This is a genomic window from Salinibacter altiplanensis (assembly GCF_002894645.1).
Classification (GTDB): domain Bacteria; phylum Bacteroidota; class Rhodothermia; order Rhodothermales; family Salinibacteraceae; genus Salinibacter; species Salinibacter altiplanensis.
This window is the reverse complement of record NZ_NCQY01000030.1, coordinates 671,535-685,991: the sequence shown is the minus strand read 5'-3', so window position 1 is coordinate 685,991 and position 14,457 is coordinate 671,535. Positions and strand designations below refer to the sequence as shown.

Genomic DNA, 14,457 nt, shown 5'->3' with positions numbered 1-14,457 from the left:
CCACCTCGAACGGCTCAAGCGGGCATTCCCGGTGCGCATTGAGGTTGAAAAGGACCCGTCCGTGGGCTCGACGTTCGAACTCGTCGGGGCATAGCCTGGGCGTCGAGAGCCTGCTCGACGGCCAATCTGCCGAACGGTGAAGGCGCAGTGACGTACGGCCCTATATCCATTTCGCCCATGCTCTTTTTGCTGAGCACGTAAGCCCATGCCTGAGGACGAAATCGAGAAGCTCTACTACTCGATCGGGGAGGTTGGCGAGATCGTCGATCAGGAGCCCCATGTTCTCCGGTACTGGGAGCAGGAGTTTGAGGTCTTGAGTCCTCGGAAGAACCGGGCCGGGCGGCGCGTCTACACGGAGGAGGACGTAGCGACGGTCGAGCGCATCCGCCATCTTCTGAAAGACGAGAAGTACACGATCGAGGGAGCACGGCAGGCTATTGCACGGAAGGACGCAAGCACGGAGACTGCGAGTGACCTCGAAGACGATTTGAGGGCCCTCCGCTCGTTCCTTGTCGAGCTCCGCGAGCAGTTGAAGGAGTAGCCCTCGGCCGCACGCCATGAGGGGGCAAACAGGGGCCTGAACGTGGGCCGGGCAGGGGCTTTCTCATTCTGGAGGACCCGGCACGGGTCGGCTGAACGAGTGAGAAGGACCCGCCATGCTCCCTCAAGCATTTCTCCGTGCCGTCCGCGGAATTGAAGAGACTCCGCCCTTGAGAGCCCTCAGAGCGCGTCGAATGTCCACCCCTCGGCGGAGAGCGTGCTGAGAATCGTCTCCAGGGCTGGGAGGGTTACGTCTTCACAGATGGGGTTGTCGTGCAGGACGATCACGGAGCCGGGACGTACGTGGCGGACCACGAAGTCTGACACCCGTCGAGCCCGGGCGGTCTTCAGGTAGTCGCCCGGCATCACGTCCCACATCACCATGCGCTGGTTCTGGGCTGCGCACCACCGGCGGAGGCCCTGCGTGGGGCGGCCGTAGGGCGGACGGAGCGCCCGGACCCGGGTTTGTGTAAGCGCCCGCAGCCGCCGCGTGGTGCGGACGAGTTCGCTCTGCAGCCGCTCGTGGGGCACAGACCACGGGTCGACGTGCGTGTAGGTGTGGTTGCCGACGCGGTGGCCGGCCCGGACGATCGCCTGGGTCCGGTCCGGATGGTCGTCTGCGTTCTGGCCGACGAGGAAGTGGGTGGCCTGCGCGTTGTACTGTGCGAGCAGGTCGAGCAGGTCGTCCGTGATTTCCTCGGTGGGACCATCGTCAAACGTGAGGTACGCGGTCTTTGCCTCCGCCTCGATCCGCCAGAGGAGGTCCGGAAAGAAACGGTGGAACGGGCGCAGGCCGTGGGTGGCGAGATAGGGAATGAGGAAGCGCATTGGGGGAGGCGTGCGGTCAGAGTCGATTCACGAGCTCGGAGGACCGGACACCGTTACGTGTCCACCCCCGCCCGGTCCAGGCTGTCCGGCTTGGAGGAGCCCACCAGGGCCCACCCGCCCGCGAGAGAAGTTGAAACCATGAGCACCAGAACGGTCGCGACGATGGATCGAAGCAGGCCGCGCTCCCCAAAGTGGGACGCGGCCGGAACGGCAAGCAGCATGTCCGCGCCCATCTTGCCGAGGAGGGCGACAAGCGTAGGTTGCCGCCAGGCGGGCAGGATGATGGCGACGGCACTGCAGGCAAGCAGCACGGCATTGATCCCCCAGCGCCCGATCGCCTGGGCCTGTACGAACCGGGACGGGGTGCGGAGCGCGTGGTGGAACCGCTCGGCCTGTCTGCGGAGGAGGTCGACGAATGAACCGGCGGCGGGGCGCGTTACGGCTGCCTCCGGCGCGGAATTAAAGGTGACCGAGGTGGTCGGAGGAGGGCCCAACGGGGCAGGTCCTTCAGAGGAGGGGGAAGCTGAGGGGCGAGCGTCGGCGTTGAGGGCACGGTTGGCGGTGCCGGGGCCGATGGGAAGGCCCAGGTGCGCAGTCCCGCCCAGGCGTGTCAGGCGGCCCAAATGCTGCAGGGCTTCGAGTCGGGGCAGAAACAGATTGTCGTGCCTTACCAGCGTAGGGCCCACCACGACCGAGGCATCGGTCTGGCACGGCCGCACCATCGACTGGGGCCACTCGGGCGGGACCTCGGCTCCGGGGGGAAGCGTCAGGATTACGTTGTCCGAGGTGGGGGCACTGCCGCTCGCCGTCGAGGCGGGGGCGTCGGAATGTGTGACCTCGACGCGGTCCGTCGGATACTCGCAGGACGCCAGGGCGTCCCGAAGAGCGCCCGGGTCCGCACCCTGAGAGGGAACGACCGTCACGGGGGGCCACTCTGTAGGCGCGCTTGGCAAGGAGCGGTTCCGGGCGGTGAGAAAGGCCAGCGCCGCGGCCCCCGCCCCGAGCGCGTACGCTCCGACGAGGGCGAAGAGAATTGTAATGACGACGAACGGCATGGGGGATGCGTGGAGCGAGGGAACGACCAGCTGGAGGGAGGACGCTGTTTTACGGTCGGCGAAGCCGGTGGTGGGCCGGGCGCAGGGCGCGTAGGTCCTGATGAAGGGCAACCCGAACGCCCGTCACCCCCTCCGGGCTGACCCCAAGCGCAAGGTCGAGCGAAGGCACCTCGCGAAACGACAGTCCCACGCGGAGCCCGACGGACGCGGCCGGTCGCAGGGGAACTGAGGCCCCGCCTACGTCCGGGGCCTCGTCGAATGTCAGGTCGAGGGCCGCGTTGGAGAACACGTCGTCGTACACGCTTGCGGCGTGAAGGCCTAGGTGGCCGTCGAGGCGAACCACGTTCAGGGGCTGGGCGAGGGGGAAGCGGTATAGTGCACTGCCGATCAGGCGATCAGAGTCGACGAAGCGGTGTCGCGCCCATCCGGGGACCCGGGTGCCGCCGAACATCGGGCGTAGGTAGTAGGGCACGGGGGCCTTGCCCCGCGCGGCGGTGTGGGCCAGCGACAGGTGTCCCACGAGGCGGTGTGCACCGCCGAGCGGCACCACTCCGTGGGCGCTGAGGTCCAGGCGATCGAACTGCACGGACGCGGTGGACTCGTATCGCGCCCAACCGCCGCGCAGGAGCATTCCTCGCGTGGGGCGAGGGCCTGAGGGACGGGTGTCGTACTCCACATCGATCCCTATGCGGAGGCCAGTGTGGGCCGGCGACAAGGGGCCGAGCTGACTGCTTGCCAGTTGCCGGAGGTGCTCCTGGGAGCGCGCGTCCAGATCTGGGGCCGTGGGGGACGGCACGCGATCGACCCGATGGGCCGACAGGCCGACGTGCGGCTGGACCAGCAGGTGCCGGTCGAGAAACTGCTGACCCACCCGAATCCGGAACTGGGCGGCGGAGCGCTCGACGGACTGCCGGGCGTCGGAGGACGTCCCGGGCCCGAGTCCGTAGAACCAGTCGCGGTTTGTGTGGAGGCCTCGCGCGCTTACGAGCACGTACTGACGGACCTGCTCGGGGTGGGCGCTGGCCCAGGCCGCGGTGGCCACCTGCTCGTGCCGGGCCGGGGCCGCAGTCACGAGGGCCTGCGCATGACGACGCCCCAGGTGGTGCACCACGAGCCCAGCCCCGACGCCCACGCCGACCCGTGGGCTCCACGTGTCGAGAGGATAGAGTCGTAGGTTGAGGCCTGGCTCGTCCGGGGCGCCCGGGAACGCCTGTCCGGCCGCCGGGGCGGTCGGCAGCCCCACCATCGCAACGAGAAGAAGCCCGAGTCCAGCCCGGAAGCCCGGTCGGCGAGAAGGCGCCCAGAACGACCAGTGGAAAACACGGGACAGAAACGTGTGCATCAGTGGGAGCCGTCACCTATGTTGAAATGCACCCTGCCGCACGGCGGGGCGAGGGCGAGGTTTCAGTGTAACTGCTTCTTTCCGGTCAGTCATCAAAAACCGTATGCGAATCCTCGTAGTCGGAAGTGGGGGGCGTGAGCACGCGCTCGTCAAGTCCTTTTCCCAGAGCAATCGGGTGTCCGCCCTGTTTGCTGCGCCCGGCAACCCCGGCACGGCCCAGCAGGCCACGAATGTGGACCTGGAGGCGACCGACCTCGATGGACTGGTCGAGTTTGCGAAGTCGGAGGACATCGACTTGACCCTGGTAGGGCCCGAACGGCCGCTCGTGGACGGCCTCGTCAACCGATTCGAAGCGGCCGGGCTTCCCATTGTAGGGCCCACGGAGACCGCCGCGCAGCTGGAAGGCAGCAAGGCCTTCGCCGATCAATTTATGGCGCGTCACGACGTGCCGACGGCTTCCTTCCGGGTGTTCGACGCCGACGAGCGCGACGAGGCGGCGGCCCACCTCAGCGATGTTGGAGCTCCAGTTGTGGTGAAGGCGGATGGCCTGGCAGGGGGGAAGGGAGCGTTCGTGTGTTCGACCCTGGACGAAGCTCACGACGCACTGGACGAAATTGTGCAGCGACGGGCCTTCGGGGGCGCGGGCGACCGGGTCGTCATTGAGGAAAAGATGGAGGGCGAGGAGGTGAGTGTGCTCGCTCTTACCGACGGCGCGCACTACGTTCTGCTTCCCCCGTCTCAGGACCACAAGCCGATCGGGGAGGGCGGCACCGGCCCGAATACGGGCGGGATGGGGGCGTTTGCCCCAGCCCCGATCGTGGACGGAACGATGCTCGCACGCATCTGCCGAGAGATTATAGAGCCGACCCTGCAGGGCATGCAGGCGGAAGGCACGCCGTACCGCGGGGTGCTCTACTGCGGCCTCATGATCACGGAAGAAGGGCCGAAGGTGGTCGAGTACAACTGTCGCCTCGGCGATCCGGAGGCCCAAGTCGTGCTTCCGCTCGTGGAGTCGGACCTGGCTGCGGTTTTCCGAAATCTTGCCGATGGCGACCTGCAGGGCCATAACCTTCGGACCGCTTCCGGGGCGGCCGCCTGCGTCGTGCTTGCCTCGGACGGATATCCGGTCGAGTACGAGACCGGGGTCGAGATTGGCGGGGTCGGGGAGGCGGAGGCCCTTGAAGACGCATCGGTCATCCACGCCGGAACGCGGCTTACACCGGACGGCACGCTCGTGACCGGCGGGGGACGCGTGCTGGGCGTCACGGCCACCGGACGAGACCTGCCGACGGCCCTCGGCCGGGCGTACGACGGCGTCGACCGCGTCGAGTTCGAGGGCAAGACCTACCGGCGCGATATCGGCGAGAAGGGGCTGGGTCACCTGAATGCGTCCTAGAATTCTTCTGCGTGCATGCGGTGCCGCTGTTGGCTGAGTGTTGGCCTTGGATTCCTGCTTCTGTGGGGGAGCGGAGGCGTGTGGGCCCTGGGCTCGGCGTGTGCACAGGAGCCAGACCGCCGGGTGGGGATGGTCCTCGCGCAGTTCGAGGAGGCGCGGGCCCTCGCCGTTGACCCCCGCGGCCGACTGTACGTCGCCGAGGCGGGGCGCGACGTGATCGGCATTTTTGAGGCCGATGGCACTCGCCGGAACGCACTGGGAGGGGCGGGGACGCGGCCGGGAGAGTTCGACGCGCCCTCCGACATGGACCCGACGAACGGGCAGCTCCTCCTCGTGGCCGATACCTACAACGGGCGCCTCCAGCGCTTCTCGACGGAAGGACAGTATCTTGAGTCGATGCCCATTGGCCCAACCGAACGGCGGACGGGGGGGGAGTGGACGTTTCAGGAGAGACGAAGCGGGGCGCCGGTCCAGGGGCAGGGACGCCCGATCGAGGTAGCACGGGACGACGAGGGGGCGGTGTTTGTGCTCGACGCACACGGCCGTCGTGTGTGGAAGTGGAGCGACCTCGGGCAGTCGGAGACCCTGGTTCCTGGACGCGACGGACGGCTCCAAGACCCAGTCGCGATGGCCGTCGGAGCGGACGGTCGCCTCTACGTAGCGGACGCCGGTGGGGACGCGGTGTTCGTGTACGACACCTTCGGCACATTCCGCCGCCGTGTGCTCGGGGGCTCCCTTCCCGCCCTGCAAGCCCTCACCGTCCACCGCGGCCAACTGTGGATCGTTTGTGCCCGCCGCGTCCTTGTGTGGGACCGAACAGAAGGGATCGTCGCGGAGCACACGGTCGATCTCTCCGAGCCGCTCGTCGACGTGGCGGTTCACGGGAATCGTGTGTACCTGCTGACCGAAACGCGCCTGCTTCGGCGGGCGGCCTGGGAGTGAAGCGCGGGCGCAGGCGTCGCGCTCAAAGGGCGTCTGAGAAACTGTTCACGTTCGTCTCGTTCCGTCGCCGCGATTCCGTTTGTGTCGTACGCTCCGTCGATCGTCCGGATGCTGGTGCTGTGTGGCGTGGGGGGACTCCTGCTGGGCGAGACGAGGGCACAGGACACGACGCGGGTCTTGACGAACCTGGGACGCGACCGCGACACGATCGACACCTTTCAGCCGCAGCCGTACCCGCTGCGTCCGTTTGTCCTGCCGGGCAGCGAGACGATTCGGGTCGGCTCCACGCGGCTCGACACGTCGGGGTACCGGATCGAGGCGCGGACGGGACGCCTGTGGGTAGATCGCGATGACCTCCTTGGGGCCCGTGACACCCTTTTTGTGGAGTATCGGACGTACCCGTTTGCATTTGAGGAGGTGTATCGTCGCCGGGCGCCCGACACGAGCGCCGCGGCCGATTCCGCCACGGTCGTCGTGGAGGAGACGGGACCGGACACCACGGGGTTTGATCCCTTTGCGGGCATTGACATTGAGCGCAGCGGGTCGATCTCGCGGGGCGTGGTGGGGGGCACACAGCGCGACGTGAGTGTGGAGTCGGGGCTTCGCCTACAGGTCCAGGGTGAGGTGGCCGACAGCGTGTTCGTCCAGGCCCTGCTCACCGACGAGAACACGCCCCTTCAGCCGGAGGGGACGACCCAGCGCCTTCAGAACTTCGACCGTGTCTTCCTGTCGGTCGACGCCCCCCAGGGCACCGCCCGCCTCGGCGATGTGGACGTGGACCTCGATGGGGGAACGTTTGGCCAGTTTTCGCAGAAGGTGCAGGGGGTCTCGGTCGAGAGCGACGGGCTGGGCGCGGCGGCCGGGCTCACGGAAGGGGACGCCACGGCCTTCGGGGCGGTGAGTCGGGGGCAGTTCCGCACCCAGGACCTCGCGTCCACCGACGGGGTGCAGGGGCCGTACCGGCTCCGTGGGGTCAACGGGGAGGAGGCCATCATCGTCGTGGCGGGATCGGAGCGCGTCTTTCTGGACGGGGAACGCCTCACGCGCGGACAGACAGAGGACTATGTGATCGACTACACGCAGGCCGAGATCACGTTTACCGCCAACCGCCTCATTACCGACGACCGCCGCATCACCGTCGAATTTCAGTACTCAACGTCGCAGTTTACGCGGACCTTGGCCGGCGGACGGGCGACGGCGGGCATGTGGCGGAGACGCGGCGGCGACGCCCGGATCCACCTGGGGGCTACGGTCGTCCGGCAGGCCGACGGGCGCGACTTCCAGACGGCCCTCGACCTGTCCCGCCAAGACTCGCTCCGTCTCGTGCGGGCCGGGGACGAGACGGCGGTCCGGAGCGGGGCCCGCCGTGTGGACTTCGATCCCGACGCGCCGTACGTCCACTACCGCCGCGAGCCGATCACGGCGCCCGACGGGACGCAGGACACAATCTTTGTCGCCGTGGACGAGGCGCCGTCTCGGGAGACGTCCGTCTTCCGGGTACGCTTTACGCGGGTCGGGACGGGACGGGGGGACTACCGGCGGGCGGGGGCGGAGACGAATGGCGTCGCGTATGAGTACGTGGGGCCGGGCGACGGGGCCTATTCCCCCGTTCAGCCGCTTCCCGCGCCGACTCGGAAGCGGCTCGTCGATGTGAGGGGGGCGGTCGAGCCGGTGCCGGGCATCGAGGTGTTTGGGGAGTGGGCGGGGTCGCTAAACGACCAGAATCGGTTCTCGGGGCGCGACGCGGGCGACGATCGAGACCGGGCGTATACGGCTGGGGTGCGGGCCGAGCCGATCACGATGGACGTGGGGGACACGGAGCTTGGAACGGTCTCGGGGCGGATTCGGCGACGGCAGCGCGGGCAGCACTTTGTGACGTTCGACCAGACGCGTCCCATTGAGTACGGACGGCGGTGGAACCTCTCGCGCGGCGGGTCGGGGCTGCCGCGCCGCCTCCGCGACCGCGGCGACGAGACGGTGGACGAGGGGCAGGTGACCGTTGACTGGGGCGAGGGCTCGTCCCTGGAGGCAGGGCTCGGGCGGCTAACGGTTGGCTCGGCCTTTGAGGCGTGGCGCCGCCGGGGGGCCCTTTCTCTCGATGAGGCCGGATGGCCCCGGCTCTCGCTGCGCTCCGTTCGCATTGCCAGCACCGACCGCCCTGCGCAGGTCGACGGGGCCTGGCGGCGGCAGGCGGCCACGCTGCGCCAGCCCCTCTGGGACGGGCGGGTGGAACCCCGCCTCGAGGTGGAGCGGGAACGGCGGCGCCAACGGGTGCACGGCACCGACAGCCTGACGGCCGAGTCGTTCCAATTCTTGGAGGTCCGTCCCGGACTGACGTACGCCCAGGGGCCTGTGGAAGCGACCGGCAGTCTGGAGCACCGTACCGAGCAGGGCGTGGTGGACGGGTCGTTTCGGGAGGCGTCGCAAACGTGGACGGCCCAGACGAAGGTGGCCCTCGATCCGTCGGCGCCGTACCGGGTGTCCGTGCGGGGCGGACTGCGTCGCCGGAATGTGACCGATGTCTTTCGGCGGACTGAACAGCGGCGCGAGACCGAGTCGGTCGTTGTGCGGCTTGATGGACGTGCACGGCCGCTGGACCGGGCGGTTGACGCCCGCATGTTCTACAACGCGGCGACCGAGCGCACCCCGGTTCAGCAGGAGGTGTACGTCCAGACGACCCCCGACCGGGGCCAGTACGTGTGGCGCGACGCCAACGACGATGGCGTGCAGCAAGTCGACGAGTTTGTCCCCGAGACGACGCCCAACGAGGGCACGTACGTACAGCGCTTCGTGCCGTCCGACACGCTCGAATCCGTCGTGGACCTGGAACTGCGTACCCGCCTCGCGCTGCGGCCCCGACGCCTGTGGCCGGACGGAGACCAGTGGTGGAAGCAGGCGGCGCGCCAGATCACCACGGAAACGCGCGTCGAGGTGCGGGAGCAGAACCGCACCGACACGCCCACGGCCCTCTACCGGCTAGCCCCTGATGCCTTTCGGCGGCCCGGGCGTACGATCGACGGCTCGCTGCGCCTCGAGCAGCGCCTGGAGCTGTTCCGAGCCCGGCGGGACCACGGACTGGAGGCCTCCTGGCGGCAGGTGCGAGGCCTGACCGAGCGGGCCGCGGGGGGCGAGCGTCAGTTTTTGAATCGATGGGAGGTTGAAGGAACGCTTCGCCCGGCCTCGTCCTGGGATCTCCGGGTGACGGGGACCGCGGAACGGGACCGGGTGCAGAGCGAGGCCTTCGACGAGGCGCGCAGTTTCGACATCCGCACACTCCGGATTCGGCCCAGCGTTTCGTATCAGCCGCGCCGTACGCTCGGTGTAACTGTGGCGGGTGTATACGCCCGCAAACGGGATCGGGCGAAGGGGCGACGGGTCGACCTCTACACACTGCCCCTGGAGCTGACGTGGCGCCGCGCGGGGCGCCTGCGGCTCACGGCGAACGCCGAGCTGGCGCGCGTCGATCTCACGGGCGCGGCCGTCGGGCGGGCCCTGTTCGAATTGACGGACGGGCGGGGCCCCGGGACCTCGGCGCTCTGGGGGCTGCAGGGCCGGTACGCCTTCACAGACCGCCTCCGTGCCACGCTGTCCTACGACGGCCGTGCCCCCGCCACGACCGACCCCATCCATACGGTGCGCGTTCAAGTCAACGCCTCGTTCTGACGAACCGACGGCCCGGTCTACTTCTCAGCGGGCGCCCGCTCCGGCTCCGCAAACTCATCGTACTCTTCGCGGTGAATGGAGATTCCGGCGTTTTGGAGTTTGTCTTCGAGGGCCTCGTACCCGCGGTCGAGGTGATAGACCCGAAGAACGTCCGTGCGGCCCTCGGCAAGCATGCCGGCCATGACCAGGGAGACCCCGGCCCGGAGGTCGGTGCTCATCACCTTCGCCCCCTTCAGCGGCGTGCCCCCATGTACCGTGGCCGTGTTGCCGTCCACCTCGATCTCCAGGCCCAGGCGCTGCAGCTCCGGGACGTGCTTGAAGCGGTCGTCGTAGATCGTGTCCGTCACCGTGGCCGTGCCGTCGGCGAGGCCCAACAGGACGGTCCACTGGGCCTGCAGGTCGGTGGCAAAGCCGGGAAAGGGAGCTGTCTCGATGGAGACGGGACGAAGCGTGTCGGGGCGGGTCACGGTCACGGTGTCGTCGCCGTAGGACACGTCGACGCCCGTCTCGGCCAGCTTTTCCTTGAAGATGGGGCCCAGGTGCTCGTGGGTGCCCTCGTGGATGTGAACGGGGCGGCCGGGCTCGGCGGTCGTCGCGGCCATCAGGATGAAGGTGCCCAGCTCGATGCGGTCGGGCGTGTTGCGGAAGGTGCCCGTGTTGAGCGCGTCGACGCCCTGAATCTCGATCGTGCGGGTGCCGAGGCCCTCGATCTGAGCCCCCATTTCTTGCAGGGCGCGCCCGAAGGCCACCACGTCGGGCTCCTTGGCCGCGTTTTCAATCCTGGAGCCGCCCCGGGCCGTCACGGCGGCGAGCAGGAGGTTGATCGTCGCGCCCACGCTCACCGGCTCAAGCCGGAAGGTGCCGCCGCTGAGGCCGCCGTTTGGGGTCGAGGCCTGCACGTAGCCCTCGTCCAGCTCAATCTCGGCCCCGAACTGCTTCATGCCCTCGATGTGGAGGTCGACCGGGCGCGGCCCCCACGCGCAGCCCCCCGGGAGGGACACCTTGGCGGTCCCGCACCGGCCGAGAAGCGCACCGAGCATGTAGAACGAGGCCCGCATTTTCTTGACCATCTCGTAGGGGGCCACCGGCGTCTCGATGCGGGTCGCGTCCACCGAGAGGGTGTGGGCGTCGGCGTCGAACGTCACCGCCGGCCCCCCGTGACGAATGACCTTGGAAAAGGTGCGGACGTCTCGCAGGTCCGGCACGTTGGTGACGGTGGAAGGACCCTTCGCCAAGAGAGTGGCGGCCATGAGCGGAAGGGCCGTGTTCTTCGATCCGCTCACGGTCAAGGGACCCTGGAGGACGGAGTCCCCGCGAACGACGAGTTTGTCCATGATGCAGTGAAGCTGGTGGGAAAAGAAAAGGCCAAGCCAAATGCGGAATTGAAAACGCAGACGAATAAAAACGCCGCCCCCGAAATTGTTCGTCGACGCGATCGTCAAAAGGTGCCGCGGCTCCACCGCACCGCGTCCGAATCAGCCGTTCCGCTTCTGCGTTGAACATAAGCCCCAACAGGCCTGCACTTGATGCCTCCCCATTCGTCGCATCGACTTCCTGCGTTTGATGGAGCACGTTTACCTCGACCATGCCGCCACGACCCCCCTAGATCCCGCGGTGTTTGAGGTCATGAAACCGTACCTGCTGGACGAGTACGGAAATGCGTCTTCCGTGCACCAGATGGGACGGCGGGCGCGCGTGGCGATGGAGGAGGCCCGGACGCGCGTCGCGGACTGTCTGGGGGCCGAGTCGAGCGAGATTGTCTTCACCAGCGGCGGTACCGAGGCCGACAACCTGGCGCTGAAGGGCGTACTGGGCGCGGTGCCAACGGGGGAGAATCCAGAGGCCAGGCTGGTCACCTCCACCGCCGAGCACAAGGCCGTTGTGGAGCCGGCCCGGCGAATGTCGGAGCAGGGGCGGCCTGTGACCCTTCTGTCGCCGGACGCCCAGGGGGCCGTCACGCCCGACCAGGTCGAGGATGCAATCGACGACGATACCCTCCTCGTGTCCCTCATGCACACGAACAACGAGATCGGGGTGCGGACCGACATTTCGGGCGTGGCGGCCGTCTGCGACGAGCACGACGTGCGCCTCCACTGCGATGCCGTGCAGGCGGCGGGCCTGCAGCCGCTCGACGTGGACGACCTCGGTGTAGACCTGCTCTCCCTGTCCGGGCACAAGTTCTACGGGCCGAAGGGCAGCGGCGTGCTGTACGTCCGCAACGGCGTCGACCTCGGGCCGCTCGTGGAAGGGGGCTCCCAGGAACGGGATCGGCGGGGCGGAACCCAGAACGTGGCCGGGGCCATTGGGCTGGCCGAGGCGCTGGAGCGGGCCGCGGCGGAGGCAGACGAACGGGCGGCGCAGCTGTCCCGGCTTCAGCGGCGTCTGGTGGAGGGGCTCGACGACACCGTCCCCGGTCCGTACGTCCTCAACACGCCGCTGGACGAGGCGCCCGTCGCGCCACACGTGGTGAACGTGGCCTTTCCGCCGGATGGAGATGAGCCCCTGGACGGCGAGATGCTGATCCTGAACCTGGACATGCAGGGCGTGCTCGTCTCCGCCGGGTCGGCCTGTACCAGCGGCGCCTTGGAGCCGAGCCATGTCCTTACGGCCCTCGGCCTAGACCGCCCGACAGCCTCTGCCGCCGTTCGGTTCTCGCTGGGGGCGGAGACGACCGAGGAAGACATCGACAACGCGCTCGATGCCCTTCGCGCTACGCTCCAACGCATGCGCTGACGTTGGGGGCAGTGGGGCGTCTCGACGAATCTCATGTTTGATGCCTGAATGACATGGACCCTGCTCTTCTTGTCTTTGCCAAGGTTCCGCGCCCAGGGACTGTCAAGACGCGCCTCACACCGGCCCTGAGTGCCGCGTCTGCGGCCCGCCTCTACACGGCGTTCTTGCGGGACACGCTGCGGCAGGTCGTGCGGCTGGAGGCCGACGTGCGGCTCTACCTGGCGCCGCCGCTGCCCGACGAGGGCCTCGATGCGGTGCCGTCCGGTGTTTCCGTCCATGCACAGACGGGCGAGGGGCTGGGGGGACGCATGAAACGGGCCTTCCAGGAGACCCTGGCGGACGGCCACGGGCAGGTTCTCGTGATGGGGAGCGATCACCCGACCCTGCCGCCGTCGTTTCTGCGACGGGCGAAGCAGGCCCTTCGCGACCCTGGATCACTGTGCATCGGGCCCACGGAGGATGGTGGGTTTTACGCGCTGGGCATGAGTGCCTTCTATCCGCAGCTGTTCGACGGCATGAGCTACAGCCATTCGAGGGTGTTTGCCGAAACCCTGTCTCGGGCCGGCCAGACCGAGGCCGATCTCACCGTGCTCCCGCAGTGGTACGACGTGGACCGACCGGGCGATCTGGGCCGACTGTTGGCGGACATTGAGAAGCGTCCCGCGGAGGCCCGGAACACCCGGCGCGTTGCGGACCGGCTCGAACTGGCGTCGCTCGCTTAGGAGGCACATGGGCCGCCACTTGGATTTGGAACCGCTTCCGAAATCTTGTACCTTGTGTGCAGAAGAGGTTTTTTCACATCTTCCCTCCGTATCTTTTCTCAACTCACGTCATGACTGGATCTCAACACACCCCCCACGCCGGCGACGGTGCGCCGGAGGACGACCTGGGCACGTTCCAAACCCTCGAGCAGTTCATTCTTGACCGACAGGACTCGTTCCCCCACTCCACCGGTGCATTCTCGCGGCTCCTGCGCGACATCAGCCTGGCGGCCAAGATTGTGAACCGCGACATGCGCCGTGCTGGGCTCCTCGACGTGTACGGCAGTACCGGCGAGCGCAACGTACAGGGGGAGGTCCAGCAGAAGATGGACGCGCTTGCCCACCGCGAGTTCGTGCAGGCGCTGCGACGTGGGGGAGAGTGCTGCCTCATCGGCTCGGAAGAGCACGCGGAGGCCATCCCCCTGAGCAGTGTCTCGAAGGAGGGGGATGGAAAGTACATTGTTCTCTTGGACCCGCTCGACGGCTCCTCCAACATCGACGTGAACGTGTCGGTGGGCACCATCTTCAGCATCTACCGGCTGCCGGAGGCCTCCGACCCGGAGAAGCCGGACCCGGAGGCGGCCCTGCAGGCCGGAACCGAGCAAGTAGCCGCCGGATACGTCGTCTACGGCTCCTCGACGATGCTGGTGTACACCACCGGCAACGGGGTGAATGGCTTTACGCTTGACCCGTCAATCGGGGAGTTCTTGCTGTCACACCCGGACATCGAGACCCCGGCCCGGGGGCGTCTCTTTTCGATCAATAGTGGCTACTACCACTCCTTTGAGGAGGGCCTCCGCAACTACCTCGATTGGCTCCAGCAGCCGGATCCGGACACCATCCGGCCCGCAAAGTCCCGCTACATCGGGTCCTTCGTCTCGGACTTTCACCGCAACCTGTTGGAGGGCGGCATCTACATGTACCCGGCGACAGAGAGCAGTCCAGCCGGAAAGCTCCGCCTCATGTACGAGGCCAATCCGATGGGCTTCATCGCCGAGCAGGCCGGGGGGGCGGCGTCGGATGGACACCGGCGCATCCTTGAGAAAGAGCCGGACAAGCTCCACCAGCGGACGCCGCTCTTCATCGGCAGTGAGACGATGGTCCGCCGGGCCGAGGCGTTTCTCCAGGGCGAGCCGGAGCAGGCGCTTCCGGCGTCGTCACGGAACGCGGGGGCGTGATTCAGGAACGCCCCGCCGG

The 14,457-nt window shown here is 67.8% G+C and carries 11 protein-coding genes; 7 read left to right on the top strand and 4 right to left on the bottom strand.

Features of this window, described 5'->3' with window-relative positions; translation table 11 throughout:
* Positions 1-205: 205 nt before the first annotated feature.
* Positions 206-541, top strand: coding sequence for a MerR family transcriptional regulator (locus B7R93_RS15005; RefSeq protein WP_103021526.1), 336 nt, complete (start codon positions 206-208; stop codon positions 539-541).
* A 179-nt stretch (positions 542-720) separates the two neighbouring features.
* Here B7R93_RS15005 and B7R93_RS15000 read toward each other — a convergent pair whose 3' ends face one another.
* From B7R93_RS15000 to B7R93_RS14990, 3 genes are read right to left on the bottom strand one after another with little or no spacing between them, the layout of a single operon-like run.
* On the bottom strand, positions 721-1,368 hold the full coding sequence (locus B7R93_RS15000; RefSeq protein ID WP_103021525.1) for a polysaccharide deacetylase family protein: 648 nt from the start codon (positions 1,366-1,368) through the stop codon (positions 721-723).
* Positions 1,369-1,421: 53 nt separating this feature from the next.
* A complete protein-coding gene (locus tag B7R93_RS14995) occupies positions 1,422-2,423 on the bottom strand; it encodes a hypothetical protein (RefSeq protein ID WP_103021524.1) in 1,002 nt (333 codons plus the stop codon).
* Positions 2,424-2,472: 49 nt separating this feature from the next.
* Entirely contained in the window at positions 2,473-3,765 is a 1,293-nt protein-coding gene (locus B7R93_RS14990; protein WP_103021523.1) for a BamA/TamA family outer membrane protein, read from the bottom strand.
* Between the two features lie 103 nt (positions 3,766-3,868).
* Between B7R93_RS14990 and purD the strand changes: the two genes are divergently transcribed.
* The 3 genes from purD to B7R93_RS14975 all read left to right on the top strand — a co-directional run bounded on the left by purD (position 3,869) and on the right by B7R93_RS14975 (position 9,766).
* Positions 3,869-5,161, top strand: coding sequence for a phosphoribosylamine--glycine ligase (gene purD, locus B7R93_RS14985; RefSeq protein ID WP_103021522.1), 1,293 nt, complete (start codon positions 3,869-3,871; stop codon positions 5,159-5,161).
* Positions 5,162-5,176: 15 nt separating this feature from the next.
* Positions 5,177-6,103 (top strand): NHL repeat-containing protein, encoded by a 927-nt coding sequence (locus B7R93_RS14980; protein ID WP_103021521.1) that lies wholly within the window; start codon positions 5,177-5,179, stop codon positions 6,101-6,103.
* 81 nt (positions 6,104-6,184) lie between these two features.
* Entirely contained in the window at positions 6,185-9,766 is a 3,582-nt protein-coding gene (locus B7R93_RS14975) for a hypothetical protein (RefSeq protein WP_232798496.1), read from the top strand.
* Between the two features lie 17 nt (positions 9,767-9,783).
* Here the strand turns inward: B7R93_RS14975 and murA are convergent, their stop codons facing one another.
* A complete protein-coding gene (gene murA / locus B7R93_RS14970) occupies positions 9,784-11,100 on the bottom strand; it encodes a UDP-N-acetylglucosamine 1-carboxyvinyltransferase (RefSeq protein WP_103021586.1) in 1,317 nt (438 codons plus the stop codon).
* A gap of 229 nt (positions 11,101-11,329) precedes the next feature.
* Between murA and B7R93_RS14965 the strand changes: the two genes are divergently transcribed.
* The 3 genes from B7R93_RS14965 to fbp all read left to right on the top strand — a co-directional run bounded on the left by B7R93_RS14965 (position 11,330) and on the right by fbp (position 14,438).
* Positions 11,330-12,499 (top strand): cysteine desulfurase family protein, encoded by a 1,170-nt coding sequence (locus B7R93_RS14965; protein WP_103021520.1) that lies wholly within the window; start codon positions 11,330-11,332, stop codon positions 12,497-12,499.
* Between the two features lie 53 nt (positions 12,500-12,552).
* Positions 12,553-13,221, top strand: a complete 669-nt coding sequence (locus B7R93_RS14960) for a TIGR04282 family arsenosugar biosynthesis glycosyltransferase (protein WP_103021519.1) — start codon at positions 12,553-12,555, stop codon at positions 13,219-13,221.
* 110 nt (positions 13,222-13,331) lie between these two features.
* Positions 13,332-14,438: a class 1 fructose-bisphosphatase gene (gene fbp, locus B7R93_RS14955; RefSeq protein ID WP_232798495.1), complete on the top strand. Its 1,107-nt coding sequence runs from the start codon at positions 13,332-13,334 to the stop codon at positions 14,436-14,438.
* The last annotated feature ends 19 nt before the right edge of the window (positions 14,439-14,457 follow it).